The 26355-nt window shown below is 66.7% G+C and carries 24 protein-coding genes and 2 tRNA genes; 15 read left to right on the top strand and 11 right to left on the bottom strand.

What is annotated here, in order from left to right; translation table 11 throughout:
* Positions 1-1910 precede the first annotated feature (1910 nt).
* The 8 genes from AB0E94_RS07375 to rpmH form a co-directional block, all read right to left on the bottom strand.
* The gene (locus tag AB0E94_RS07375; protein WP_360323561.1) at positions 1911-3068 is read right to left on the bottom strand and encodes a ParB/RepB/Spo0J family partition protein; all 1158 of its coding nucleotides are present in this window, start codon (positions 3066-3068) and stop codon (positions 1911-1913) included.
* Positions 3065-4051, bottom strand: a complete 987-nt coding sequence (locus tag AB0E94_RS07370) for an AAA family ATPase (RefSeq protein WP_360323559.1) — start codon at positions 4049-4051, stop codon at positions 3065-3067. The genes AB0E94_RS07375 and AB0E94_RS07370 overlap by 4 nt, the downstream gene beginning before the upstream one ends.
* Positions 4052-4598: 547 nt before the next feature.
* Positions 4599-5294, bottom strand: coding sequence for a 16S rRNA (guanine(527)-N(7))-methyltransferase RsmG (gene rsmG, locus AB0E94_RS07365; protein ID WP_360323728.1), 696 nt, complete (start codon positions 5292-5294; stop codon positions 4599-4601).
* Positions 5295-5341: 47 nt separating this feature from the next.
* Positions 5342-5920: a R3H domain-containing nucleic acid-binding protein gene (locus AB0E94_RS07360; protein ID WP_360323557.1), complete on the bottom strand. Its 579-nt coding sequence runs from the start codon at positions 5918-5920 to the stop codon at positions 5342-5344.
* A 126-nt stretch (positions 5921-6046) separates the two neighbouring features.
* Complete coding sequence (yidC, locus tag AB0E94_RS07355; RefSeq protein ID WP_360323555.1) at positions 6047-7072, bottom strand: membrane protein insertase YidC; 1026 nt, start codon at positions 7070-7072, stop codon at positions 6047-6049.
* Position 7073: 1 nt separating this feature from the next.
* Positions 7074-7331, bottom strand: a complete 258-nt coding sequence (yidD, locus tag AB0E94_RS07350) for a membrane protein insertion efficiency factor YidD (protein WP_360323553.1) — start codon at positions 7329-7331, stop codon at positions 7074-7076.
* A complete protein-coding gene (gene rnpA / locus AB0E94_RS07345; RefSeq protein WP_360323551.1) occupies positions 7328-7684 on the bottom strand; it encodes a ribonuclease P protein component in 357 nt (118 codons plus the stop codon). The genes yidD and rnpA overlap by 4 nt, the downstream gene beginning before the upstream one ends.
* A 36-nt stretch (positions 7685-7720) precedes the next feature.
* Positions 7721-7858 carry a 50S ribosomal protein L34 gene (rpmH, locus tag AB0E94_RS07340; protein ID WP_093620811.1) on the bottom strand — a complete coding sequence of 46 codons (138 nt, stop codon included), beginning with the start codon at positions 7856-7858 and terminating at the stop codon, positions 7721-7723.
* A 570-nt stretch (positions 7859-8428) separates the two neighbouring features.
* Here rpmH and dnaA point away from each other — a divergent pair.
* The 6 genes from dnaA (at position 8429) to AB0E94_RS07310 (ending at position 16261) form a co-directional block, all read left to right on the top strand.
* Positions 8429-10285, top strand: coding sequence for a chromosomal replication initiator protein DnaA (gene dnaA / locus AB0E94_RS07335; RefSeq protein WP_360323549.1), 1857 nt, complete (start codon positions 8429-8431; stop codon positions 10283-10285).
* A gap of 1583 nt (positions 10286-11868) precedes the next feature.
* A complete protein-coding gene (gene dnaN, locus AB0E94_RS07330; protein WP_360323547.1) occupies positions 11869-13002 on the top strand; it encodes a DNA polymerase III subunit beta in 1134 nt (377 codons plus the stop codon).
* Between the two features lie 39 nt (positions 13003-13041).
* Entirely contained in the window at positions 13042-13914 is an 873-nt protein-coding gene (gene gnd, locus AB0E94_RS07325; protein ID WP_360323545.1) for a phosphogluconate dehydrogenase (NAD(+)-dependent, decarboxylating), read from the top strand.
* Between the two features lie 3 nt (positions 13915-13917).
* A complete protein-coding gene (gene recF, locus AB0E94_RS07320; RefSeq protein WP_360323543.1) occupies positions 13918-15048 on the top strand; it encodes a DNA replication/repair protein RecF in 1131 nt (376 codons plus the stop codon).
* A gap of 193 nt (positions 15049-15241) precedes the next feature.
* Positions 15242-15760, top strand: a complete 519-nt coding sequence (locus AB0E94_RS07315) for a DciA family protein (RefSeq protein WP_360323541.1) — start codon at positions 15242-15244, stop codon at positions 15758-15760.
* A 33-nt stretch (positions 15761-15793) separates the two neighbouring features.
* Complete coding sequence (locus AB0E94_RS07310; protein ID WP_360323539.1) at positions 15794-16261, top strand: hypothetical protein; 468 nt, start codon at positions 15794-15796, stop codon at positions 16259-16261.
* A gap of 11 nt (positions 16262-16272) precedes the next feature.
* On the opposite strand, the gene AB0E94_RS07305 is transcribed toward AB0E94_RS07310, so the two are convergent.
* Positions 16273-16839: a hypothetical protein gene (locus tag AB0E94_RS07305; RefSeq protein WP_093620804.1), complete on the bottom strand. Its 567-nt coding sequence runs from the start codon at positions 16837-16839 to the stop codon at positions 16273-16275.
* 539 nt (positions 16840-17378) lie between these two features.
* On the opposite strand from AB0E94_RS07305, the gene gyrB reads away from it, so the two are divergent.
* From gyrB to AB0E94_RS07275, 6 genes are all read left to right on the top strand, one after another.
* Positions 17379-19331: a DNA topoisomerase (ATP-hydrolyzing) subunit B gene (gyrB, locus tag AB0E94_RS07300; protein ID WP_360323537.1), complete on the top strand. Its 1953-nt coding sequence runs from the start codon at positions 17379-17381 to the stop codon at positions 19329-19331.
* Between the two features lie 109 nt (positions 19332-19440).
* Positions 19441-21954 (top strand): DNA gyrase subunit A, encoded by a 2514-nt coding sequence (gene gyrA, locus AB0E94_RS07295; protein ID WP_360323535.1) that lies wholly within the window; start codon positions 19441-19443, stop codon positions 21952-21954.
* 3 nt (positions 21955-21957) lie between these two features.
* Positions 21958-22854 carry a DUF3566 domain-containing protein gene (locus AB0E94_RS07290; protein WP_360323533.1) on the top strand — a complete coding sequence of 299 codons (897 nt, stop codon included), beginning with the start codon at positions 21958-21960 and terminating at the stop codon, positions 22852-22854.
* Between the two features lie 77 nt (positions 22855-22931).
* A tRNA-Ile gene (locus AB0E94_RS07285) sits at positions 22932-23005 on the top strand.
* 314 nt (positions 23006-23319) lie between these two features.
* Entirely contained in the window at positions 23320-23448 is a 129-nt protein-coding gene (locus AB0E94_RS07280; protein WP_211304171.1) for a DLW-39 family protein, read from the top strand.
* Between the two features lie 10 nt (positions 23449-23458).
* Positions 23459-23531, top strand: a tRNA-Ala gene (locus AB0E94_RS07275).
* 233 nt (positions 23532-23764) lie between these two features.
* Here the strand turns inward: AB0E94_RS07275 and AB0E94_RS07270 are convergent.
* Positions 23765-23950, bottom strand: a complete 186-nt coding sequence (locus AB0E94_RS07270; RefSeq protein WP_360323531.1) for a hypothetical protein — start codon at positions 23948-23950, stop codon at positions 23765-23767.
* 47 nt (positions 23951-23997) lie between these two features.
* Between AB0E94_RS07270 and AB0E94_RS07265 the strand changes: the two genes are divergently transcribed.
* The gene (locus tag AB0E94_RS07265; protein WP_360323529.1) at positions 23998-24669 is read left to right on the top strand and encodes a DUF6461 domain-containing protein; all 672 of its coding nucleotides are present in this window, start codon (positions 23998-24000) and stop codon (positions 24667-24669) included.
* Positions 24670-24763: 94 nt separating this feature from the next.
* Positions 24764-25276, top strand: a complete 513-nt coding sequence (locus AB0E94_RS07260) for an NUDIX hydrolase (RefSeq protein ID WP_360323527.1) — start codon at positions 24764-24766, stop codon at positions 25274-25276.
* Here the strand turns inward: AB0E94_RS07260 and AB0E94_RS07255 are convergent.
* Positions 25165-25593 (bottom strand): hypothetical protein, encoded by a 429-nt coding sequence (locus tag AB0E94_RS07255; RefSeq protein ID WP_360323525.1) that lies wholly within the window; start codon positions 25591-25593, stop codon positions 25165-25167. The two genes, AB0E94_RS07260 and AB0E94_RS07255, sit on opposite strands and share 112 nt — an antisense overlap.
* A gap of 198 nt (positions 25594-25791) precedes the next feature.
* Here AB0E94_RS07255 and AB0E94_RS07250 point away from each other — a divergent pair, with 198 nt between their 5' ends.
* Complete coding sequence (locus AB0E94_RS07250) at positions 25792-26346, top strand: YbaK/EbsC family protein (RefSeq protein ID WP_360323726.1); 555 nt, start codon at positions 25792-25794, stop codon at positions 26344-26346.
* Positions 26347-26355: the final 9 nt, after the last annotated feature.

Below are 26355 nucleotides of genomic sequence, written 5' to 3'. Positions count from 1 at the left end.
CTCGGCTCGGCTCGGCTCGGCTCGGCTCGGCTCGGCTCGGCTCGGCTCGGCTCGGCTCGGCTCGGCTCGGCTCGGCTCGGCTCGGCTCGGCTCGGCTGTCGATGGTGTTGTTCGAGCTGACTCTTGGCAAGCCCACGGCACAAATCTTGACCCAGCTATCCGACCCCTGGCGCGTCAATCGAGGAGTTCCCTCCAAGCCAGCGGCTCGGCTTCGCCATGGCTAGTTCAGCCGCAAAGTTCCACCATGGATGACGGACCATCACCCCACTGCATGCCCGGATTCTTCGGACCCACGTTTCACGTGAAACGACGAGACAGAGACCAGGGCTCACGCGGCATCGCAGGAGAGCCTGGACGTGATGGGAACCAACGTCGGAAGCGACCCCTCTGCGGTTAGAGGGCATCTGCCGAGTGAGGCCGATAGATCGTATGGACCTCAAACCGGCGGATCACTCAGTGACGCGTTGTTGGAAACCAGTGCCCGGCAGGTAGGCATCCGCGACCTCAGCCGAAGGTCTCGGCCTCCACGCGACACGGTTGCGATGACAGTGAAGAGCTTGTCGGCGGCAATGCTGGTGCCACACATCCGCGGTTCCCGACTGTGGAATCAGAATCGCACGCTGCCCCATCAAGGAAGCCCTACGAGAGCCAGCCCAGCGTTTCCGGCGGGCATCACCAGAGGAACGAACCAAACAGCCGACGACCCACTCGGAATGGCTTTCCCTTCCACACCGAGGCAGCGCCTACGCCAACCAACGGGCAAGGCCAGGACGACGGGCAAGGCTAGGAGGACGGGCAAGGCTAGGAGGACGGGCGACCCGAGAACGTGCGCCGAACACCCTTTCGAGCGAACAGGGCTTCGCTGGCTAGACCGCGGACTACGAGACGGCCGCTGATTGGGTGACAGGCGGGATAGGCCGGCCCTGAGGAAGGGTCGGCCTTGGCAGGCGGGTCAGCGGACAAAGGCGCCAGTAGCCGGCCAGCCGGCTTGCGGGCCGCCGCCTTCGTGGCCTCGATCGCGCGGACAATGTGCCCTGAGTCAAGAACGGGCGCGCCTGCAACCAAGCTCGGAAAGACGGACAGGCGAACAGACGGCACGGACAAAGACAGGCGGGCGAGCAAAGGGGCGCCTAGCAAGCGGATAGCACCCGCGGGTACGCGGACCCGCAGAAACGGCAATTAGAAGACAGGCAGGCCAGCTGGCCCGACCGCCTGCCGAGTTAGGCAACTAGGAACCGCGGTCCGGCCCTCAAAGGCGAAGCCCGAGGAGCGCCTTCACCGAAGGGTCGAGGGAGAAGCCATACCGAGCGCGGCGAGGATCGTCGCGTCGTAGCTCCGAGAAGAGGCCTCACCGGCAAGCCCTCATCGAAAACTGCCTGCAATCACTCGATCTTGGCTCGTCCTGATGCAAGAGCCACTTGCCCTGAACGACCGAATCCCTGTGCTGCCGTTCTCGGACAGGGCCAGAAGCACAAGAGGAACGAGGCGCAAATAGGTTCCACACCTGGCTACTGCGCGGCAAACCAAAGACACCCGCCGCCGAACCAGAAGTCCGCGTCACGCGTCACGCGAACCTCACAAGAGTCCGGACCTCAAACAGACGGGACTGATAGAAGGACCCGCACGATCCTAGGTCTCAGAGACATCCAGCAAGCGATCAACCGCGAGCAAGATTCAGATTCTCAACTCGAGTCGACGAGACCACACCACCCAAGCAGGCCAGCACGGCCCCAAACCAGTTCTGTCAGAACGATTCTCCTGGGATTTCAGAATCGCGCCCCAACCCCAAACCCAAACTTCAAAACGCGAACTAAGCCCGTTTTGTCCCCCAGGCCGTTCAACAAGAGGTCCAACAACGAAAAAGGGCGCGTGATCGACTCACGCGCCCAACTTCAAAACCTAGAAGAGACTCACTCCTCCAACGACCCATTACCGTCGCGGACCGCACCCTCTTCCTCGACCCCGATCATGCCCACAATCCGCTCAAGATCATCAACGGTTGCGAACTCTATCGTGATCTTGCCCTTGTTCCGGCCGATGTCGACCTTCACCCGAGTGTCGAACCGATCGGACAACCGCTCAGCCAAATCGTTGAGCGCCGGCGCGTGCACCTTGGCCCGCCGACTAGGCGCAGCCTTCTTAGCCGTCGTCTCCTCGGAAGCCGCGAGATGCACGATCTCCTCGGTAGCCCGAACCGACAGCCCTTCCCGAACAATCCGCTCAGCAAGCGCATCCTGAGCCGCACTGTTATCAAGCCCGAGCAGCGCCCGAGCATGCCCAGCCGACAGAATCCCGGCAGCAACCCGACGCTGCACAGCTGCAGGCAGGTTCATCAACCGAATGGTGTTGGAGATCTGCGGCCGGCTACGCCCGATCCGCCGGGCCAGCTCCTCATGGGTAGCCCCGAACTCCTCAAGCAGCTGCTGATAGGCAGCGGCCTCTTCGAGCGGGTTCAGGTTGGCCCGGTGAATGTTCTCCAGAAGCGCATCCCGGAGCATCGCGTCATCGGGCGTGTCCCGGACGATCGCCGGAATGGTCTCCCGCCCGACGGCCTGGGCCGCACGCCACCGGCGCTCACCCATGACCAGCTCATACCGGCCGTCGCCGAGTTCACGCACGACGATCGGCTGAAGGAAGCCGACCTCCTGAATCGAGGTCTTGAGCTCCTCGAGCGCCTCTTCGTCAAAAACGTGCCGCGGCTGCTTGGCATTCGGCTCAATCACCGAAACCGGCAACTCGGCAAACCGCGCACCAGGAACCGGCGCAAGATCCAGCTCGGAAGAACCCGAGGAAGAACCCGAAGAAGAACTCGAGGAAGAGCCCGAAGAAGCAGCCGCTGAGGAGGAACCCGAGGAAGCGGAAGCCGAATCAGAGGCCGGCGAAGCAGAAGCAGCAGACTGAACGGGCACCGACACAGCCGATCCCGAACCAGACGAACCCGAGACGGTCGGCGACGAAGCAGGATCCGGATCCGGCAGCACCTCGACCGGAGCCGCCGTCTCACCGGCGGGCGCCGTCGGGATCAGTGCGCCCAGGCCGCGACCCAGGCCACCCCGCCGGTTCTTCATGCCGTGCCTCCCGTATTGACCCCACGAACGGCAAGTTCCAGGGCAGCCTCGAAGTAGCTGGTGGCTCCTCGTGAACCCGGATCGTAGGTCATCACCGACTGCCCGTAGCTGGGAGCCTCCGATACACGCACGTTTCGGGGGATCACCGCGTTCAGCACCTTTGCACCGAAGTGATTCCGCACGTCCTGTTCCACCGCATCTGCCAGACGCGTACGCCTGTCGTACATCGTCAGCAAGATCGTAGAGACATCGAGGGTGGGATTGAGGTGCTGACGCACCAGGTTGATGTTGTTGATCAGCTGATTGAGACCTTCCAGCGCGTAGTACTCGCACTGAATCGGTATCAGCACCTCCTGCGCCGCGCACAAAGCGTTGACGGTCAGCAGACCCAGCGAGGGCGGGCAGTCGATGAAGACGTAGTCGAACTTCTCCGGGTGACCGGCGATCGCGCGGGCCAGCCGGGACTCACGAGCCACCACCGAGACCAGCTCGATCTCCGCGCCGGCCAGGTCGATCGTGGCCGGCACGCAGAACAGGTTCGGAATGCCCTCGACCGGCTGCGCAACCTCGGCCAGCGGCACATTGTCGATGAGGCAGTCGTAGACATCGGGCACGCCGGCGTGGTGCGGCACGTTCAAACCGGTGGACGCGTTGCCCTGCGGGTCCAGGTCAACCACCAGCACACGGTTGCCGTGAAGCGCGAGCGCCACAGCCAGGTTGACCGTCGTGGTCGTCTTCCCGACGCCGCCCTTCTGGTTGGCGACGCAAATCACCCGCGGGTGGTCTGGGCGCGGCATGATGATCTCGCCGCTCGGGTTGAGGATCTGCACAGCTCGCAACGCTTCCATAGCAAGGGGCGGATCGTCCTCATCCGCGGCTGGCGTTTCACGTGAAACATGCTCGGTCGACTGAACGGGTGCCCCTGAAGAAGTCGACTGAAAGGGTGCGCCTGAGGAGGGCGCGGCAGCACCCTGATGCGGCATGGGCGCGCCGTACTCATATGCGGGATACCCGCCCGGTCGAGGCTGCGGAACGTCGCCAACGTGCGGCCCGCCCACGCTCACTCCCGACGGCCTGTCGAGAGGCGACTCGGTTTCACGTGAAACACCGTACTCATGCACCGCTTCATCCCTGATGGCTAGGAAGGGGTTGGCCGGCAGAACGTGGCTCCTGCTCGGGAGACACTATCGACATCCGGCCAGCCTACGGGTGTCGGGCATGTGTCGCCATGGTCGTCTGTCCGACGAAGCGACCTCAATGTCGTTCCATCGTCTTCCAACAACGCCCCAAACACCATGACGCCGGGCACAAGCTTGCCGCGAACATGCAGCCCGACCCCAACGGCTCGCTTCGCTCCCCGAAAATCAACACCACGGTGGGAGTACGACCTGAGCCGCCCCCAACCGCACAGGCAAGCGCCCTGAGCCGAACGTTGAGCACGCATCAGATCCACTCCTACCCCGGAGTAGTTCCACGCACTCAACGCCAGCGTCAGGCCCTCTGAACCGGCCGAAAGCGCCGTCTACAGCCTCAACCGCGACGAGATCGCTTCGCAGCTCCACGCCCCGGGACCACATGCCGCTCTTTGACGATCTCCACAACAGTCGTAGGCGGATCGATCAGCCCACCTCCACACAACCGAATCGACGCCGTCCCACCACCCAGCGCCTTGACCGCCGCCGCGTGCTCAGCGATCTCCTCAGCAGCCGAGGACCCCTTCATAGCGAGCAGCCGGCCGCCGACCGACGCAAGCGGCAGGCACCACCCGGCGAGCTTGTCCAGAGCAGCCACCGCCCGAGCGGTGACCACATCGGCGCCGGGAAGGCGTCCGGCGACTTCTTCAGCCCGGCCGCGGACAACCGTGACGTTGTCCAACCCGAGAACGACAACCGCTTCCTCAAGGAACGAGGTACGCCGGGCAAGCGGCTCGACCAGCGTGATCACAAGATCGGGCCGGGCGACGGCGAGCACGAGACCGGGCAGCCCGGCACCGGAGCCGACGTCCACCACGCTGGCGCCGGCCGGAATCATCTCGGCCATCACCCCGCAGTTGACCAGGTGCCGTTCCCAGAGCCGAGGCGCCTCACGCGGCCCAATGAGCCCACGCACGACACCGTCAGTGGCGAGGAGCTCGGCATACCGGCCGGCCAGTTCCAGCCGGTCCCCGAATACGACGACAGCAGCAGCAGGAGGTTCGGCGAGGAAAGACGACGGCCCGGGCGTCACATCGCCCGGGCCGGAGTCACCCGCGCCGTAGCGGGTATCCGTCACGATCAGTCCGCCACACGCACCACGATGCGCCGGTTGGGCTCGACGCCTTCGGACTCGCTCTGCACGCCCGGGATCGCGTTGACGACATCGTGCACGCACTTGCGCTCGAACGCCGACATCGGCTCCAGCCGGACCGGGTCACCGTGCTCCTTGACCTTCTCGACCGCGTTGCGGGCGACCGCGGCGAGTTCCTTGCGGCGGGCGGCGCGGTAGCCGCCGATGTCGAGCAGCAGCCGGCTCGGCGATCCGGTGGCCCGGAAGATCGCGAGACGGGTGAGTTCCTGAAGCGCTTCGAGGGTGGCGCCACGCTGGCCAACGAGCGGCTGGAGACGGCCGCCGACGACCTCGACCATCGGCCGGCCCGCGGAGACGAGCTCGTCGATGTCGCCGTCGTAGTCGAGGATGTCCAGCAGCCCCTCGACGTAGTCCGCAGCGATCTCGCTCTGGCGGAACAGGTCGCCGTCCGAGGCGACGCTCTCCGACTTCTTGCCCTCTTCGGCCGGAGCGGCCGATTCGGCGGCGGCCGGCTCGACAGCGGAGGCTGACGAGTCGGCGGAAGGGGGAGTGCTGGTGTCGGTCACGGTCTCATCTCCGTTGTGTTCGGGCCGGACCTAAGTCGGTCCGCTGTTCCCACGCGGTGAAGCGCAGGGAGGTCACTGGAAACCGAGGGGAGCGCTCGGGCACCTGTGAGAGCACCCGAGCCGCGATCATCCCTTGGGTTTGTTCGCCGGTCGGGCGCCCTTCTTGGGATTCACCGGTTTGGCGCCCGGTTTGGGGGCGAGGGCCTTGGTGTCGACGACCGGGCTCACCGGCTCGGTCTCGGTCTTGCGGCTGAAGAGGCCACCGGTACGGGCCGGCTGAACCGGGCTCTTGGGGCCGCCCGAGGTCTTGGTCCCGGCGACGGGGCGGGCGCTGGCGCCACCCTTGTTCGCCATCTGCGGCGGCGGGAACTTACGCAGCACCCACTGCTGCTGGGCCAGGGTGAACAGGTTGTTCGTCACCCAGTAGATGACCACACCGATCGGGAACAGCGCGCCGGAGAAGAGCAGCGTGAACGGGATTCCGTAAAGCATCAGCCGCTGGATCATCAGCTGCTGCGGATCCTCGGCCCAGCCGGTCTTGAGGATCATCTGGCGCTGGGTGAGGAACGTGGTCGCCATCATCACGAGGACCAGGACCGCAGCGAGGATCTTGACGGTGGTGCCGTCGGCGCCGAGCGCGGCCAACTGGTCGGCCGACGACCCGAACTTCGCGCTGATCGGCACATTGAACAGGTGAGCCTGGAAGGCGCTGTTGAACTGCTCCAGCGGCCAGCCGTACAGCTGCTTGTTCTCGTCGGAGAGGCCGGGCTTCAGGTGCTGAAGCACGTGGAAGAGCCCGAAGAAGACCGGAATCTGGAGGAACATCGGAAGGCAGCCCATCAGCGGGTTGGCCTTCTCGACCCGGTACAGCTCCATCATTTCTTTCTGGAGCGTCTCCCGGTCGCCCTTGTGCTTCTCCTGGAGCGCCTTGACCTTGGGCTGGAGCGCCTGCATGGCGCGCTGGCTCTTGATCTGTTTGACGAAGACCGGGAAGAGGATGATCCGCAGAGTCACCACGAGGAAGACGATCGCGAGGATCCAGGCCCAGTTGGTGCCGATCACACGGCCGTCGGGTATGCCGATCGCATCCCACAGGGAATGCCAGCGCAGAAGAATCCACGAGATGGCGTAGTAGATCGGGTCGAGACTCAATCTAATCTCCAGTCACATCGGCAGGGCGGTGACGGATCAGGTCAGGCACCGGGTCATACCCGCCAGGGTGGAAGGGATGGCATCGTAGGAGCCGCCAGATCGCCAGGCCCGTCCCCCGCAGGGCACCGTGCCGCGCCAGGGCTTCCTGGGCGTAGGCACTGCACGAGGGGTAGAACCGACAGCGTGCCGGCAGCGCCGGACTCAAGTATCGACGGTACGCGACGACCAGAGCAGTCAGGAGCCGGGCGGGCAGGCTCATCGTGGCCGCCGTGGTCTACGGGCCGACGCGAGCGCGCTCGCCAGATCAGTGGCGAGAGCAGTGGACGTGGCGCCGGCCGACGGAGGCAGCGCGCGGACAACCACGGTCGCGCCCGCTGGGAGATCGTCGAGGAGCGGCCGGACCAGATGACGTAACCGCCGCTGGACCCGGTTGCGGACCACCGAGTTACCCACCGCTTTGGACACGACAAAGCCGGCGCGCGCCGTGGAGGCGAACGCCGGCTCGTCGATAAGCAGGTGGACGACCAGGGTTTCACGGCCGGCTCGACGGCCACCGCGAATCGCTGCGGCGAAGTCCGCGCTACGCCGCAGTCGTTGCGGTGCGGCCAGCACGACTACCTGGGCATTCCGACCGGACTAGCGATCGGCTCAGGCCGACAGCTCGCCGCGGCCCTTGGCCCGGCGGGCCGACAGGATGGCACGGCCGGCACGGGTGCGCATGCGCAGCCGGAAGCCGTGGGTCTTGGCACGCCGGCGGTTGTTCGGCTGGTAGGTGCGCTTGCTCACGTCAAAACTCCGTCTTCGTACTACGACTCTGGGGGCATCATGCGCTGCAAGACGCCACTTTAGCAGAGCGCGGCGGAGCAACCGCCCAACCCTACGCAGCCCCCTTGACAGGGTCAACCATATCCTGGGTCGGCACGCCGACATGGGCGCGCACCTTCGCCCGACCAGGCCTTTCCACGCCCGAAGTGAATCTTTTCTTAGCTCTGGGCAGGGGATGGCCCGCCCGGCGGTTGTAGTCGACCTCTCACCGCTGTTAGCGTGCGCGGTTGCTGGTCTTACCGGCCGTTCGCAGACCGCGGGGCGGCGGCCAAAACCGGACAAGCAGGTGGATCGTTCGCCACGGTGAGCCTGTTTACCGCCCGCGCCACCACAGGCTCCGGTAAATCTGCCGACCGTCCGGCCGGGAGCGGCCACCGGCACCTCCACGGGTTGTGGATAACCTGTGGATAGCCGGTTGGCGCCGTGCGTGTTCAGCACGTTAACTGTGCTGGGTTCGGGGGAGCCGACAGGCACAGGCGAAAGGCCGGACAAGGCCCACCGGGGGTCGGTGGCGATGGGGGTGGCGCGGCGGTGGCCGATCAGGTCGACCTGGGCACGTTGTGGCGTGACACGTTGGACGAGTTGTCCGACGAGATCGCGTCACGGCAGCAGCGCGCCTATCTCCAGTTCACTCGTCTGCGGGCCATCGTCGAAGACACCGCCCTCCTATCGGTTCCGGACACCTACACCCGCGACATCATCGAGTCCCGGCTGCGCCCGGCGATCACCGAAGCCCTGACGAAACGGCTCAGCCGGCCCATTCAGGTGGCGGTCACCGTACGTCCTCCGGAGGACGGCTCGGGGATGCCCGGGACGGTTTACGGCACGCCCGCCGAGCAGGCCGCGCCGATCGCCGAACCACAGCCGCGGCACTATGCCGAGCCCGGTCCGTACCAGCCTGAGCTGCCTGGATACCCCTCCGGCCCGCAGCGGATGCCCGAGCCGCCGTACCAGCAGGCCGCCTTCGGCCCAGCCGAGCACGCGCCCGAGCCGTACCCGACCGGGTCCGCTCAGCATTCGGCGCCGCAGGCGCCGTACTCGCGTGGGGTGCCGACCGCCCGCGACGGCCAAGAGGCGCTCTTCGCCGACCCGATGCCGCAGCCGATCCCGCAGCCCCCGGTCAACCGGTCGCCGGCGACACGCCCGGCCGAGCAGGAGACGCCGAACGACGCGGTCGCGCACCGGATGGCAGCCGACGCGGCGCAACTGCGCGACAACCGGCGGCACCCGGACGACAGGCCGATGCCCGGCCCGGACCGGCGCGACGAGATGCCCGTGCGTGCCGGCGACAACGGCCCGGGGCGCCCGCCGATCGATCTGCGCGGCCCCGGCACGTCGCCGCGGCCCGGCGGGCAGGACGGCAACCGGCTCAACCCGAAGTACATGTTCGAGACGTTCGTCATCGGCTCGTCCAACCGGTTCGCGCACGCCGCATCGGTGGCCGTCGCCGAGTCACCGGCGAAGGCGTACAACCCGCTCTTCATCTACGGCAGCTCCGGGCTGGGCAAGACCCACCTCCTGCACGCGATCGGGCATTACGCCACCACCCTGGGGCACGCGCGTTCGGTGCGCTACGTGTCGACCGAGGAGTTCACCAACGATTTCATCAACAGCCTGCGTGACGACAAGACGCAGGCGTTCCAGCGCCGCTACCGCGACGTCGACATCCTGCTGATCGACGACATCCAGTTCCTGGAGAATCGCGAGCGGACGCAGGAGGAGTTCTTCCACACGTTCAACACGCTGCACAACGCCAACAAGCAGATCGTGATCAGCTCGGACCGCTCCCCGCGCCAGCTGGCCACCCTCGAAGACCGGATGCGCACCCGCTTCGAGTGGGGCCTGCTCGCCGACATCCAGCCGCCCGACCTGGAGACGCGTATCGCGATCCTCCAGAAGAAAGCCGCGCAGGAGCGGATGTACGCCCCTGACGACGTGCTGGAATTCATCGCGTCGCGGGTGTCCAACTCGATCCGGGAACTCGAGGGCGCCCTGATCCGGGTCACCGCGTTCGCCAGCCTGACCCGCTCTCCGGTGCAGCTCTCCCTGGCCGAGGAGGTGCTACGGGACTTCATGCCCGACGGCGCCGGCCCGGAGATCACCGCCGACCAGATCATGGTCTCCACCGCCGACTACTTCGGCGTCAGCCTGGAAGACCTCCGCGGACACTCCCGCAGCCGGGTCCTGGTCAACGCCCGCCAGGTGGCGATGTACCTCTGCCGCGAACTGACCGACCTCTCGCTGCCGCGCATCGGCCAGGCCTTCGGCGGCCGCGACCACACCACGGTCATGCACGCCGACCGCAAAATCCGGCAACACATGGCAGAACGCCGATCCCTCTACAACCAGATCGCCGAACTGACCAACCGAATCAAACAAAACACCTGATTCGGTACGGCCACCCCTCCCTCAACCGCACCACCCCGCTCGCACCTCGCGTTCTCGGCGGGGCTGCCCGCTACAGCGCACACGCCGCCGCCGGGCTGTTGCCCACAACCGGTCACCCCTCACAAGCCCGGATCCGCCCCGAACGCAACCATCACCCCGCCCAAGATCGCGGTGATGGTGCGCCCAGAGACGGCGTTAATCAGCGCACACGCTGGCCGATCGTGGGCTCTGGTAGTTGCCCCAACAAGGACAGACGCACACAAACAGCCGATCGTGAGCGTTCATCCACGCCCGGACGGCGACCGAAGCACACGCAACTCGAACGTGTGCGCTCGTCACCACTACGGCCATGCGGAGCCTCACCACTATGGCAATGCGGAGTCGGCCGCTCGACGTGCCGGGCTGTGAGAGCACCGGCAGTCTCAGCGGAGGGACCGGTCCCTGGTTCCGCGAGGTGGTTGGGTGAGCCGACGCCTCAGCCCGGCGGTCGCGTTTCGGCCTTGAGTGGGCAAGTGATCGCGCTGACAGCCACGTGAGGTGTGGGAAGGCTCAGCGGCGCGTGCTCGTACCCGATGAGGGGTTGACGTTGCATGCGGCGCCGGATGGCTCGGGAGACCGTGAGCCGACGTATCGGTCGCGGATTTCCACAGGCCTGTGCCGGCTGGGGATCTGAGTACCGAACACACAGGGACGGCTTTCGACGGCTGAGTTGGCGGTTTCGTGGTTTCCCACAGGCGCTCCACGAACAGGTGAATGCGTTCTGACCTGCTAAAACTCGCCGTTCTATGAGTTGTCCACCGGTTCTGCACGGGGTTGTCCACAGGTTATGCCCAGATCATCAGCCGATCGCCGGTATATCGCCGCAGGTCAATGCCTACTTTCAAGGGACCTCAACGGCTGTTTGTCAACGTCGGAACGAGACAGTTTCGTGCCAACGTTGTCCACAGCTGTCCACAGGCATCCACAGCCTGGATCCCCAGACGGTGGAAATCTCTCGACAGCCTCGTCCACAGATGTGCGTAAACCCTGGGGAAATCGATGTGGACAGACACGGAGGGTGACAAATGATCACACAGCCTGTGGAGGACTGTGGATTACCTGTTGAAGGATCTGGGGACGACGAGCCGGTAGCGTTCCTGCGTAATCCACAGCGCAGGGGATAGAACCAGTGGATTACCGGTGGATAGCCTGTGGACGACGGTGGACAACGCTCGCCGCGTCGGGAACTGTGGACACGGAGCCCTAGTTGTACCCGGGTTACCCACATGTGAATCACCGGTGGATAACCCTGTGACCAGGGGAAACTCGGGTTCTCCACACTATGCACAGGCCCTATGAAGACGACTAGTTATCTCTTCTAAGAAAACAAAAACCAATCATCAGCGTTGTGGAAGGTGTGGATCCGCGTCTCGCGGCTCGCAGCGGGCCGACCTTCAAGAAGCACCGAGAAGCAGGGTTGGGGTTCTGCGGTCCTGTCGGTGTAAGAAGGCGGACCGGGGTCGGGCACGCAACGGCGGCACCGGAGCCATAGAGTTCAGTTGGGGTCCATGCCCCCTGTATGAGGACGCATCGCGGAGGACAGCATGAAGTTCCGGGTGGAGCGAGACGCGCTCGCCGACGCCGTGGCGTGGACAGCCAAGAGCCTGCCCAGCCGGCCCTCGGTGCCGGTGCTCGCCGGTGTCCTGCTGCGGGTGACCGACGGTCGCCTACAGGTGTCCGGCTTCGATTACGAGGTCTCCAGCCAGGTGACGGTCGAGGTGCAGGCCGACGCGGACGGCGCGGCCCTGGTCTCCGGCCGCCTGCTCGCCGAGATCACCAAGGCCCTGCCGGGCAAGCCGGTGGACATCGCCGCCGTCGGCGCGCATCTCGAGCTGGTCTGCGGGAGTGCCCGTTTCACCCTGCCCACGATGCCCGTGGAGGACTATCCGACCCTGCCGGATATGCCATCCAGCGCGGGCACGATCGACGCCGCTACGTTCGCCTCAGCGGTTTCCCAGGTAGCGATCGCCGCGGGCCGTGACGAGACGCTGCCGATGATGACCGGTGTGCGCCTGGAGCTGAACGGTTCGAACATCGCGTTGCTGGCGACCGACCGGTACCGCCTGGCGATGCGCGAGATCGAATGGACCCCGGAGGACCCGGAGATCAGCCTGAACGCGCTGGTCCCGGCGAAGACGCTGAACGACACGGCGAAGGCGCTGGGCCCGATCGGTGGTTCGGTGACGCTGGCGCTGGCCCAGGGCAGCGCCGGTGAGGGCATGATCGGTTTCGCCGGTGGCGCCCGCCGCACGACGAGCCGCCTGCTGGACGGTGCGAACTATCCGCCGGTGCGCTCGCTCTTCCCGGCTTCGCACAACGCCGAGGCCCGGGTGGCGGTGTCGTCGCTGGTCGAGGTGGTCCGACGGGTCGCCCTGGTCGCCGAACGGACCACTCCGGTGCTGTTGAGCTTCAGCGAGGACGGTCTGGTGGTCGAGGCCGGCGGCACCGAGGAGGCGCGCGCCAGCGAGGCGATGGAGGCCGAGTTCACCGGTGAGCCGCTGACGATCGGCTTCAACCCGCAGTACCTGATCGATGGTCTGCAGAACCTGGGTGCGCCGACGGCGTTGCTGTCGTTCGTCGATGCGTTCAAGCCCGCTGTGATCTCCCCCGCTGGCGAAAGCGGAGAAATCATCCCGGGTTACCGCTATCTGATCATGCCGATCCGGGTCACTCGCTGATACTGAGCTTGAACCAATCGCTCATCTAGGGAGATCACCATGCAACTCGGCCTGATCGGTCTCGGCCGCATGGGTGGCAACATGCGGGAACGACTCCGTGCAGCGGGGCACGAAGTCGTCGGATACGACCAGAACCTGGAAGTAAGCGACGCAGCAAGCCTGTCCGAGCTGGCCGAGAAGCTGGCCGCGCCGCGGGTCGTCTGGACCATGGTGCCGTCCGGCAAGATCACCGAGGACACGATCAACCAGCTCGCCGAGGTCCTCGAGGCCGGCGACATCATCATCGACGGCGGAAACTCCAAGTTCACCGACGACGCCCCGCGGGCCGAGCGGCTGAAGGTCAAGGGCATCCACTACCTGGACGTCGGCGTCTCCGGCGGCGTGTGGGGCATCAAGAACGGCTACGCCCTGATGGTCGGTGGCGAGGCCGCGCAGGTCGAGCACTGCAAGCCGATCTTCGAGGCGCTCAAGCCGGCCGGTGAGTTCGGGTTCGCGCACGCCGGCACGCACGGCGCCGGTCACTACGCGAAGATGGTGCACAACGGCATTGAGTACGGCTTGATGCACGCGTACGCCGAGGGCTACGAGATCCTCAAGGCGTCGGAGTACATCCACGACGTGCCCGCCGTGATCAAGAGCTGGCGGGAGGGCAGCGTCGTCAAGTCGTGGCTGCTCGACCTGCTGGACCGGGCTCTCGATGAGGACCCGGAGCTGGACGCGCTGAAGGGTTACGCCGACGACACCGGCGAGGGCCGCTGGACCGTCGACGAGGCTGTGCGTCTCGCCGTGCCGGCGCACGTCATCGCGGCGTCGCTGTTCGCGCGTTTCCAGTCCCGCCAGGACGACTCGCCCGCCATGAAGGCCGTCGCCGCGCTGCGCCAGCAGTTCGGTGGACACGCCGTCAAGCGCTGATCCATGCACGTACGCCGGGTCGAGCTCACCGACTTCCGTTCGTATGAGCGGGTGGCGGTCGATCTCGATCCCGGCGTGTCCGTGCTGGTCGGGCAGAACGGCATGGGCAAGACCAACCTGATCGAGGCGCTCGGTTATGTGGCCACTCTGGACAGTCACCGGGTGGCCACCGATGCTCCGCTGGTCCGGGCCGGCGCCGCCTCGGCGGTGATCCGGTGCGCGATCGTCCATGAGGGACGGGAGCTGCTGGTCGAGCTGGAGATCGTGCCGGGCCGGGCGAACCGGGCACGGCTCAACCGGTCGCCGGTGCGCCGGCCGCGGGAGGTGCTCGGCGCGCTGCGGATGGTGCTGTTCGCCCCGGAGGACCTGGAGCTGGTCCGCGGTGACCCGTCGGAGCGCCGCCGTTACCTGGACGATCTGCTGGTGGCCCGGCAGCCGCGGTTCGCCGGGGTGCGGGCCGACTACGACCGGGTGGTGAAGCAGCGCAACGCCCTGCTGCGCAACGCCTACCTGAACCGCAAGGTGGGCGGCACCCGCGGGCAGGACCTGTCGACCCTGGCGGTCTGGGATCACCATCTCGCCGAGCACGGCGCCGAGCTGCTGGCCGGCCGGCTGGAGCTGGCGGCCGCGCTGGCGCCGCACCTGACGAAGGCGTATGACGCGGTCGCGCCGGGCCGGGGCACCGCGGCGATCGCCTACGCGTCCCGGCTGGGCGAGTCGTTGCAGGCGGACCGGCCGGCGCTGGAGGCGGCGATCCTGGAGCGGTTGCAGGAGCGGCGGGTCGCCGAGATCGAGCGGGGCATGACCCTGGTCGGCCCGCATCGGGACGATCTCGCGCTGAGCCTGGGCGACCTGCCGGTGAAGGGCTACGCGAGCCACGGCGAGTGCTGGTCGTTCGCGCTGGCGCTGCGGCTGGCCGCCTACGACCTGCTCCGCTCGGACGGGATCGAGCCGGTGCTGGTGCTCGACGACGTCTTCGCCGAGCTGGACGGGCAGCGCCGGGAACGGCTGGCCGCGCTGGTCTCGGACGCGGCACAGTTGCTGGTGACGTGCGCGGTTCCGGAGGATGTGCCAGCGAGCCTGCGTGGCGCGCGCTTCGACGTCGTGACGGGGGCGGTGAGCCGTGTCTCCTGATGCTGATCGGGATCGGTCGGGTGGTGGCGAGCCACGCCGGCCGGAGGAGCCGCCTCAGCGCCTCACTGACGCTCTCGGGGACCTGTGGGCGGGGTCGGATGAGGATCGGGAGCTCCGGGGCGCCACACGGGCTGCTGAGCGGGTTTCGCCTTCAGCGGGTGGCCGTACTCCGGAAAATGCTTCTCCACAGCCTGTGGAAAACGCGGACCTGGCCGGGCCGGAACTCGCCCGCGCCGTGCTCGACGCGGCTCTGGCGCGGCGCCGTGAAGCGGCGTCGCGGACGCCGAAACGCCGGACCGGGACCGGTCAGGGTAGTGGCCGGCGGCTGCGTGGCTATTCCGGGCCGGGGCCGGATCCGCGTGATCCACAACTGTTCGGCGCGATGCTGGAACGCCTGGTCAAGGCCCGTGGCTGGGAGAAACCGAAGGCCGAGGCCACGGTTTTCGGGGCGTGGGAGAAAGTGGTCGGACCGGACATTGCGGCGCACAGTCGCCCGGTGCGGCTGGAGGGCGGGGTGCTGACCGTCGAGGCGGAGTCGACCGCGTGGGCCACCCAGTTGCGGATGCTCGCCGCGACCCTGCTCCGGAAGATCGCCGGCGAGGTCGGTAACAACGTGGTGACCAGGCTCAACATCCACGGGCCGGCGGCGCCGTCGTGGAGTCGCGGGCCGCGGCGTGTGCAGGGGCGCGGGCCCCGGGACACCTACGGCTGAAACTATTCCGGCCCGGCGTGCGTCTGACCTCGCATGACTCTGTTGCTGCGTCGTCTCCTGGTCCTGCTTCTGCTCGTGCTGGCGCCGCTTCCGGTGGCTGCCCGACCAGCGTGGGCGTGTTCGTGCGCGGACAATTCGGATCCGCTGGGGAATTCCGAGACCGCCTTCGTCGGCGTGGCGGAGGACGTCGACGGCGACATGTTCGGCAACGAGGTCGAGGTGCGGTTCGCCGTCGAGTCGGTGCAGAAGGGCGAAGCCGGCAATTCAGTGACGCTGGTCACCATGAAGGATTCGGCGTCCTGTGGATACGAGTTCGTCGAGGGCGGCCGGTACCGGGTGTTCGAGACCGACGGGCAGACGAACCTGTGCGACGGCAACGAGCTGCTGTCCACCGGGCATGCCACCGGCGGCGGGGACCGTACCCGGATCTTCTGGGGTGGGACGGTCCTGGTGCTGCTTCTCGTCGCCGGCGGGGTGACCTGGCTGGTCCGGAAGTCCTGAGGACCGGCCGGTCAGTAGTCGGCGAAGATCGCGAAGCCGCGTTCGGCGCACCGGCGGTAGAAACCGGCCAGCACGGCCAGCTCGGTGCGCGCGAAGCTCCAGTGCGGGGAGTTGCCGGCGTCGTCGCGTAGCGCGGCGAGCCGCTGGTCCAGCCAGCGCAGCTGCTGCTCGGCGAGCCGGCCCGCGGAGATCGCGGTGCGCAGCACCTCGGTGACGGTGTCGAAGGTGACCAGGTCACCGAACTTCTCGTGCCCTTCGACGAACCGCTCCAGGCCGCCGGCGATCCACGCGCAGCCGTCCGGGTCGATGACCGGGTCCTCGTCCTCGGCGGCGGCCTCGGTGGCGTAGAGCACACCTTCAAGACCGAGAAGAAGATCGATCAGCTCGGTGTACGCGGTAGCGCGCACCGTGCCGGTCTTGGCGATGTGTAGCGCGAGCGCACCGGTGGGCGCCGCGATCTCGGGCCGGTCCGCGATCGCTCCGAAGTCGACGAACTCGGCGGGAGCCACCGGGTCGTAGTACTGGTTGGTCCGCGGCCAGTGCACCGCGACGTTGTCCAGGCCCTTGTCGTGCGCCATTGGGGCCACCCCTCCTCGACCTGCCCTGCGACCACCCGGCCATCTCCGGCCCGCGCGGGCGAGGTTACGACACGGGCGCGGGACGTTGTCGAGCAGTGTCGCAGTGAGTGTGTGTGAGGCACGGCAGGCGCGCCCGACCCACGCAACTGCCGCAGCGTTTGCCATTGCGTGGGTCGGCTGTGCCGTGTAGGGGATTACGTGGGTAGCGCCTCAAATCGCGCTACGGCACTCTCAGGCACCCGGAAGGGGTGCCGGACCCTCGCCGACTCGTTCCGGCGGAGTAGAATCGACAGCGACCGGGAAAACTGTGCTTGACGGCGAAGTTGGCTACTCCGCCGACCCATGTCGTCACGCTATGCGGTTTTTCCAGCCGATCACGATCCGCGGGCCGTCCGCGGCGACCGGCGCGCACGGTTCCACCGGTGGTCCGCTTTTTCCCGCGGTGTCATCTCTGGGCCCCCGTGCGCGCGTGCCGCCGTCGACGAGCCCGCCAACCCCGTTGCGGGGCCTCACGGCCCGGCGCGAGAAAGTGGCCGAGGGTGTCAGAGAATCAGCAGGAATACGGTGCCGGCTCTATCACCGTGCTCGAAGGCCTGGAAGCGGTCCGCAAGCGTCCCGGTATGTACATCGGCTCCACCGGTGAGCGCGGTCTGCACCACCTGGTCTGGGAGGTTGTGGACAACGCGGTCGACGAGGCCCTGGCCGGCTACTGCGACACCATCGACGTGGTCCTGCTGGCCGACGGCGGCGTCTCGGTCACCGACAACGGCCGTGGTTTCCCGGTCGACCTGCACCCGACGCTGAAGAAGCCGGGTGTGGAGGTCGCGCTGACCGTGCTGCATGCGGGTGGCAAGTTCGACGGTCAGGCCTACAAGGTCTCCGGCGGTCTGCACGGTGTCGGCGTGTCCGTGGTGAACGCGCTCTCGACGCGGATGGCCGTCGCCATCCAGAAGGACGGCTTCTGGTGGCGCCAGAAGTACGACTACTCGGTTCCCGGCGAGCTGGTGAAGGGCGAGCCGACCGACAAGCTCGGCTCGACCGTGCAGTTCTGGCCGGACCCGGACATCTTCGAGACCGTCGACTTCGACTACCAGACGATCTACCGCCGGCTTCAGGAGATGGCGTTCCTCAACCGTGCCCTCACCATCAACTACACCGACCAGCGCCCGGACCAGGTCGACGAGAACGGTGAGCACCGCCGGGTCACCTTCATGTACGAGGACGGCATCGCCGACTTCGTGCGGCACCTCAACGCCACGAAGAGCGCCATCCACAAGTCGGTGATCCAGTTCGAGGCCGAGGACAACGACGCCGGCATGGGTGTCGAGGTCGCGATGCAGTGGAACGAGTCGTACGGCGAGTCGGTCTACACCTTCGCCAACCGCATCAACACGCACGAGGGCGGTACTCACGAAGAGGGCTTCCGCGCCGCACTGACGACGATCGTCAACAAGTACGGCATCGAGAAGAAGTTCCTCAAGGGCGACCAGAAACTGTCCGGTGAGGACATTCGTGAGGGCCTGGCCGCGATCATCTCGGTGACCCTGCGCGAGCCGCAGTTCGAGGGCCAGACCAAGACGAAGCTCGGCAACACCGACATGAAGAGCTTCGTGCAGAAGGTGGCGAACGAGCAGCTCGCCGACTGGTTCGACCGGAACCCGGCGGACGCCAAGCTGATCATCACGAAGGCCGACCAGGCGGCCCGCGCCCGGATCGCCGCCCAGCAGGCCCGCAAGCTGGCGCGCCGCAAGTCGCTGCTGGAGTCCGGCTCGATGCCCGGCAAGCTGGCCGACTGCCAGTCCACCGACCCGCGCGAGACCGAGCTGTTCATCGTCGAGGGTGACTCGGCCGGCGGTTCGGCCAAGTCCGGCCGGGAGAGCCGTATCCAGGCGATCCTTCCGATCCGCGGCAAGATCCTCAACGTGGAGAAGGCCCGGATCGACCGGGTGCTGAAGAACAACGAGGTCCAGGCGCTGATCACGGCCATGGGCACCGGCATCCACGACGAGTTCGACATCTCGAAGCTGCGGTATCACAAGATCATCCTGATGGCCGACGCCGACGTCGACGGCCAGCACATCCAGACGCTGCTGCTCACGCTGCTGTTCCGCTTCGTGCGGCCGCTGGTCGAGCACGGTCACGTCTACCTGGCGTCGCCGCCGCTTTACAAGATCAAGTGGAACAAGCGGGGTGACGACGCGCAGTACGCGTACTCCGACCGCGAGCGGGACGGGCTGATCGCGCTGCGCCAGCAGAAGAAGGCGAACGCCAAGCCCGACGACATCCAGCGGTTCAAGGGTCTCGGCGAGATGAACTACGACGAGCTCTGGGACACCACGATGAACCCGGACACCCGGACGCTGCGTCAGGTGACACTCGACGATGCCGCGGTGGCGGACGAGTTGTTCAGCGTGTTGATGGGCGAGGACGTGGAGGCCCGTCGGTCCTTCATCCAGCGCAACGCCAAGGACGTCAGGTTCCTCGACATTTAAGTCCGGGAAGCCGTATCCACAGCGTGTGGCCACTTTCCACAGTGTTATCCACAGCCTTATGCCAGTTTCGGCAGCATTTGCCCGGCATCACCTTGAGTAAGGGTTAAAAGTGACTGACACTCCCGAGCCCTCCGGCGGCGACGAGACCCCGGCCGATATCGGCGGCAGCGTGACGCAGCGCATCGAGCCGGTCGGCCTCGAGGTCGAGATGCAGCGCTCGTACCTCGACTATGCGATGAGCGTGATCGTCGGCCGTGCGCTCCCCGACGTCCGGGACGGCCTCAAGCCGGTGCACCGCAAGATCCTGTACGCGATGTACGACGCCGGCTTCCGTCCGGACCGTGGTTACGTCAAGTGCGCCCGCATCGTCGGCGATGTGATGGGCAACTACCACCCGCACGGCGACTCGTCGATCTACGACGCCCTCGTGCGTATGGGGCAGCGTTGGTCGCTGCGCTACCCGCTGATCGACAGCAACGGCAACTTCGGCTCGCCGGGTAACGACCCGCCCGCGGCGATGCGCTACACCGAGGCGAAGCTGTCCCCGCTGGCGATGGAGATGCTGCGGGACATCGACGAAGACACCGTTGACATGCAGGACAACTACGACGGGCGCACCAAGGAACCGACGATCCTGCCCGCCCGGTTCCCGAACCTGCTGGTCAACGGATCCGAGGGCATCGCGGTCGGGATGGCCACCAAGATCCCGCCGCACAATCTGGGCGAGATCGCCAGTGCCGTCCAGTGGCAGCTCGACCACCCCGAGTCGGACGAGGCGACCGCGCTCGAAGCAATGATCGAGCTCGTCAAGGGTCCGGATTTCCCGACCAAGGGCATGATCGTCGGCCAGTCGGCGATCAACGACGCGTACCGGACCGGCCGTGGGTCGATTCGGATGCGCGCGGTGGTCGAGGTCGAGGAGGACACCCGGGGCCGGCCGTGTCTCGTGGTGACCGAGCTGCCGTACCAGGTGAACCCGGACAACCTCGCCGAGCGCATCGCCGAGCTGGTCAAGGAAGGCAAGCTCACCGGCATCGCCGACATCCGGGACGAGTCGTCCGGCCGTACCGGCATGCGGTTGATCCTGGTCCTGAAGCGCGACGCGGTCGCCAAGGTCGTGCTGAACAATCTCTACAAGCACACCCAGCTGCAGGAGACGTTCGGCGCCAACATGCTGGCGATCGTCGACGGGGTGCCGCGCACGCTCAACCTGGCGCAGTTCATCCGCTACTACGTCGAGCACCAGATCGAGGTCATCCAGCGCCGGACCGCGTACCGGCTGCGCAAGGCCGAGGAGCGGGCGCACATCCTGCGCGGTCTGGCCAAGGCGCTGGACATGCTCGACGAGGTCATCGCCCTGATCCGGCGCTCGCCCACCGTGGAGGACTCGCGTCAGGGCCTGATGCAGTTGCTCGACGTCGACGAGGTCCAGGCGACCGCGATCCTCGACATGCAGCTGCGCCGACTGGCCGCCCTGGAACGGCAGCGGATCATCGACGAGCTGGCGAAGATCGAGATCGAGATCGCCGATCTCAAGGACATCCTCGCCAAGCCGGAACGGCAGCGGGCGATCGTCTCCGAGGAGCTGGCCGAGATCGTCGCCAAGTTCGGCGACGAACGGCGCACCCAGATCATCCCGTTCGACGGCGAGGTCTCCATGGAGGACCTCATCGCCCGGGAAGACGTTGTGGTGACCATCACACGAACCGGTTACGCCAAGCGGACGAAGACCGATCTGTACCGGTCGCAGAAGCGTGGCGGCAAGGGCGTCAGCGGTGCCACGCTGCGGCAGGACGACATCGTGTCGCACTTCTTCGTCATTTCCACACACGATTGGATCCTGTTCTTCACGAACAAGGGCCGGGTCTACCGGGCAAAGGCGTACGAACTGCCCGAAGCGAGCCGTGTGGCCAAGGGACAGCACGTCGCGAACCTGCTCGCCTTCCAGCCCGACGAGCACATCGCGCAGATCATCCAGATCCCGAACTACGAGGTCGCGCCCTACCTTGTGCTCGCCACTAAGAATGGGCTCGTGAAGAAGACCCGCCTGGAGGAATTTGACTCCAACCGCAGCGGTGGCATTATCGCCATCAACCTGCGGGAGGATGACGAATTGGTGGGCGCGGCACTGGCGGCTCCGGAGGACGACCTGCTTCTGGTGTCCAAGAAAGCCCAGGCCATCCGCTTCAACGCGACCGACGAGGCGCTGCGTCCGATGGGCCGCGCCACGTCCGGTGTCATCGGCATGCGCTTCGGTGACAGCGATGAACTTCTGGCCATGGAAGTAGTTCGGCCGGACATGGATGTGTTGGTCGCCACCGATGGTGGGTATGCGAAGCGCACGCCCATCGAGGAGTATCCGGTGCAGGGGCGTGGCGGCAAGGGGGTACTGACCGCCAAGATCACCGAGCGTCGTGGTGGACTTGTCGGCGCTCTGGTGATCAGCCCGGAGGATGAACTGTTTGCCATCACCAGCAATGGTGGTGTCATCCGGACTCCCGTGAAGCCTGTACGGCGCACACGGGATCGGAACACAATGGGGGTCAAGCTGATGGACCTCCCAGAAGGTGTAACCATCGTGGCGCTTGCTCGCAATGCCGACGAGCCTGACGAACAGGACTAGTTGATGCCGGAGACACAGGCGAAGTCGGGGGGCCCCGGGACCTCAGCGACTCCGGACGATGCGGCGAAGAAAGACGCTGCCGCACCGGCTGGTCGCGAGAGCACAGGGCGCGCCTCTGTCCCCGCCGATGCCCCGTCCCCGCCGAAGTTCACCAGGGCGCCGGGCATGGCCCCGCCGCCCGGTGAGCCGGCCGCCGGCAACACCGACGGCGCCGACAACAAGCGGCCAGGCGTGCAGCCACCGGTGAAGGGCTCGGCGTCGGTGCCGGTCGTCACCAAGGGCAAGGGCGCTGCTCCTGGTGCGGTCTCCGGGCGTACCCCGGTGACCGCGCCTGCGCCGGCCCCGGGCAACCCGCAGCGGCCCACCACGACACCGCCGGCGCCGCAAGCGACCCCGCCCGGCGCTGCGAAGCAGCGCACCGGGTCGACGCCTGCCGCCGGTGGCGCGGCAGCGGTCGGAGCAGCGCGTGTCTCCGAGGCCGTGCGATCCGCTCGTTCCACCGTGTCGTCGGCGGCTGCCCGCGGCCCCCGTCGTGCCCGGCTGAACCTGAAGCGGATCGACCCGTGGTCGGTGATGAAGTTCTCGTTCGCCGTGTCGATCGTGCTCTTCATCGTGGTGGTCGTCGCCACGTCGGTGCTCTACCTCGCCCTCGACACGATGGGCGTCTGGAGCTCCGTCAACGGCAACCTCCAGGAGCTGGTCACCGCCAGCGGCGGCACCGAAGGCAGCACCACCAGCGCCTTCCGGATCACCGCCTGGGGTGTCATCGGCACGTCGATGCTGATCGGTGCGGTCAATGTGGTGCTGTTCACCGCACTGGCCACACTGGGCGCGTTCATCTACAACGTTTGCGCCGACCTGGTCGGCGGCATCGAGCTCACGCTGGCCGAACGCGACTGACGAGCCGCTATCGGGTTGCGGGTACCCCCGCTTTGGAGACCCGCAACCCGATGCGGTAACGTTCTGTTCGCAGGTGAGGGGCTATAGCTCAGTCGGTTAGAGCGCAGAGCTGATAACTCTGAGGTCGATGGTTCGATTCCATCTAGCCCCACGAGATGACCAGGTGGCCCTTGTCCGCGGAGTGCGCGGACCGGGGTCACTCGTCATTTTTGCTAGCCTGGGGGCGAGCCCCCAGACCCCGCGTCACGGTGGTTGCGGTGATGGCCATGTGTTGCGGTTACTGCGCCCATGGTGGTTGCGGTGGTGACTGTGTGTTGCGGTTACTGCGGCTGTGGTTGCGGTGGTGACGATGCGTTGCGGGTTACTGCGGCCTCGGTTGCGGTGGGCGTTTCGCTGATGGGTGCGGCAATCTACTGTTGTACGGGGTTAGTCTCGTCTGGCCGGATGCTTGAGGGGTGCAGTTCAGTGTTGAAGAAGCTCCTGATCATTGCCGGTGTCGTCGGTGTGGCGGCTCTGGTGGTCAAGAAGGTCAAGGCCTCCAGCGACGAGCGTGCCCTGTGGCACGAGGCGACCACTGCGCCCGATCTGCGATAACGCGGATCACGGGGCCCTAGCTCAACTGGCAGAGCACCGCCTTTGCAAGGCGGGGGTTAGGGGTTCAAGTCCCCTGGGCTCCACAATCTCTTCAACGCCGTCCGGGTGCCGGGCGGCGTTTTTGTTTGTGCCGTAACCGTTCGTCGGCGGCTTCGGGGGCCGTTCGGTGCCCAGTGGTATTTGGCGGCCCTGAGAGGCGCTGTGGCCGCCTGCAATGCGGGGACGCTGCCCGACCTGTCAGCCCCGCCGGTTCGGCGGCGCGAAGATCCCCTCAGCGGTTCCGCGATACCCGGTCGGCTAATCGTTCACCGGCCGCTCAGGAGAAACCGTTCCGGAGGCCGGACAGGTGCGACGCTTCGACGGCCAAAATACGGAAGTACGGGTGGATGAAGCAGTTTTCGTCCTGAATTTCAAAAGCCGCCATCTCGTGGTTGCGGCCGGCCCATTGACCACGGAAAACCTCGCCAGGGCCGCCCATCGACGGCTCGCCGAACGGCGTCAACCATGACAGGGACGTTACGGACCTTCGATCTTTGATCTACTAGACAGGTGAAACGCCGTTCGGTCCTGCTTCTCCTGCCCCTCACGGCTGCTGCCGGATGTGGCTCACCTGGCGCCGCCGATCCGCGCCCGTCCGCCTCGGAGGTGCTGGACTACACCTGGCCGGATCATCACCCGGGTCTCACGAGCGGGTTCTGCTTCACCATCGTGCGCGGAATCCAGCCGCACCCGCTCCTCGAGCGGATGGGCGGCAAGGAACTGCAACGGGTGGAGTGGCCACGGGTCCTCGGGCCCGGTGACGGCGAGGCAGGCGTGCGGAGCCGGTTCTTCGTCGGCATCATCGGCGTCGGCAAATGGTCGGTCATCGTGGAGGACAACGGCTCCCTCGGTGTCACGCCGAAGATCGCTCAGCCGCTGTCCGCGGGTGATGGTCTGGTGGTCGGATACCGGGGTGGTGGCGGCAAACCGGGGCATCTCATGGTCTTCCGTGACGGAGATCTCGCGCTCGATCTAGACACCTCGGCGCCGGACCGGGCCACCGGCACCAAGGTGGCCGACTACCGGAAAGATCTCCTGGCAGCGGGCCTGTCCGGGCAATCCGCGCCGGCCGACCCGACCGTGGCGGCGCTCACCTTCATCGCCAAGCGGACCGGAATCAAGCTGGTCGAGCCGTGGCTGCAGACCCGGTCGTATCTGCTGGTCAGCGTTCCGCAGGCATAGATGCCAATTTGTCCGTTCCTTGAACGTGCCGGGTTATCCACAGAGGAATGAAGGAAGCCTGCGCGGCACAGTTCATGCGGTTAGCCTGCATGTCGTGGATGAACGAAGACGGGCCGCCGCCGTGATCGTCCGGGACGGCCGTGTGCTGATGGTGCACGAGCGCAGCCGGCGATCCGGTGGCGGAGAGTGGTGGACCCTTCCCGGTGGCGGCCTGCGGCCCGGTGAGACGGCCGAGGAGGCACTGCGGCGCGAGGTCTTCGAGGAGACCGGCCTGGTCGTCAGCGACGCCCGCTACGTGCTCGAGATGCCCTACCCGTCGGGCATGACATCCGTCTTCGCGGTGACGGTGGCGGACGGGGAGCCCCGAGTGGGGCGAGATGACGGCTTCGGCCCCGAGCAACTCGGTGTCGACTGGCTGCCGGTGCCGGAGCTGCCGATCGAGACCAGCGGCGTGCCGGTCCCGCCGTTGATGGTGGTGCTGCCGACGCTTCCCGGTCAGACCGACGGGGTCGAGTCCGCCAGCGGGTCCCTGGCCTCGACGGCAGGCGCGAGTGTCGGGCGCGGCGCCGGCGACGTGACGGCGCGACGGCGTTCCACGACGAAGTAGATGCAGGCGGCGGTGTAACCGGCGGCCAGCAGGGCGCTGACGATGCGGATCGGCAGGGCGAGCAGCGGTGTCGTGGTGGTGGCGACCGCGATGAGCGCCCAGCATCCGAGCAGGATCGTGTTCACCGTGTCGGTCCGGTACCAGACGATCTGCGAGCGGCGTCGGGCCTGGCGCTGGATCTCGACGACGAGAGCATGCGACATCACCAGCGCCAGCAGCCCGAGCAGCAGGACCGCGAAGATCGAGTGATGGCCGCCGGAGACGGCGACCATGGCCGTCGCACCGGCCATCAGCGCGAGACCGCTGACGGTCCCCACGCGCGCTTGTCGACGATCCTCCACAACCCCTGACGGTCGGCATGATCGGGCCGGATCTGAGTGCTTTCCGGTTCTTTCCGTGCTCACCACCGCCGATTTGGCTGCGTCTGGTGCGTTTCGGGATTACTGTCCGGTGGGCACTGTTGTCCCGCGGCCGGATGTGCCGTGATCATCGGCTTGGGTGAGGATGACGGGATGATGGGAAGCCTCCAGACCGAACCCGCCCAGTCCCGCCCGGATCTGCTCGCCCCTCCGGTCGCCAAGGCTCTGGCGGTCTGGCCGCCCGAGGGGCCGATCGACGCCGATCAGGTGCTGGTGGCGCCGATCGATGCGGGGCTGGCGGACACGGCGGCTTTCTGCGAGGCGTACGGCGTGAGCCTCGCCGAGTCCGCCAACTGCGTGATCGTGTCCGGTGGCCGGGGTGGCGTCACCAAGTACGCGGCCTGCATCATCCTGGCCACCACGCGAGCCGACGTGAACGGTGTGGTCCGCCGGCACCTCGACGTGCGCAAGGCCAGCTTCGCGCCGATGGACGAGGCGGTGTCGCTGACCGGGATGGAGTATGGCGGGATCACCCCGATCGGGCTCCCCGCCGACTGGCCGATCCTGGTCGATGCCCGTGTCGTAGCCACGCCGCACGTGATCATCGGATCCGGGGTTCGGCACAGCAAGATCGCCATCGCTGGGCCGGCGCTCGGGGCGCTTCCCGGCGCCGAGGTGATCGACGGCCTCGCCCGGCTCGCACCCATGTGACGGCCGGAT

The organism is Actinoplanes sp. NPDC026670, from assembly GCF_040638175.1.
Classification (GTDB): Bacteria; Actinomycetota; Actinomycetes; order Mycobacteriales; family Micromonosporaceae; genus Actinoplanes.
The sequence above is the reverse complement of the archived record's forward strand: the minus strand, read 5'-3'. Positions and strand labels throughout refer to the sequence as shown.

Bases quoted from the DNA above. Each gene is read 5' to 3' on its own strand.
- gnd (WP_360323545.1), top strand. From the start codon at position 13,042: ATGCAACTCGGCCTGATCGGTCTCGGCCGCATGGGTGGCAACATGCGG.
- AB0E94_RS07375 (WP_360323561.1), bottom strand. From the start codon at position 3,068: ATGAAGAACCGGCGGGGTGGCCTGGGTCGCGGCCTGGGCGCACTGATC.
- AB0E94_RS07310 (WP_360323539.1), top strand. From the start codon at position 15,794: ATGACTCTGTTGCTGCGTCGTCTCCTGGTCCTGCTTCTGCTCGTGCTG.
- recF (WP_360323543.1), top strand. From the start codon at position 13,918: ATGCACGTACGCCGGGTCGAGCTCACCGACTTCCGTTCGTATGAGCGG.
- yidD (WP_360323553.1), bottom strand. From the start codon at position 7,331: ATGAGCCTGCCCGCCCGGCTCCTGACTGCTCTGGTCGTCGCGTACCGT.
- AB0E94_RS07250 (WP_360323726.1), top strand. From the start codon at position 25,792: ATGGGAAGCCTCCAGACCGAACCCGCCCAGTCCCGCCCGGATCTGCTC.
- AB0E94_RS07305 (WP_093620804.1), bottom strand. From the start codon at position 16,839: ATGGCGCACGACAAGGGCCTGGACAACGTCGCGGTGCACTGGCCGCGG.
- AB0E94_RS07370 (WP_360323559.1), bottom strand. From the start codon at position 4,051: ATGCCGCATCAGGGTGCTGCCGCGCCCTCCTCAGGCGCACCCTTTCAG.
- dnaN (WP_360323547.1), top strand. From the start codon at position 11,869: ATGAAGTTCCGGGTGGAGCGAGACGCGCTCGCCGACGCCGTGGCGTGG.
- AB0E94_RS07290 (WP_360323533.1), top strand. From the start codon at position 21,958: ATGCCGGAGACACAGGCGAAGTCGGGGGGCCCCGGGACCTCAGCGACT.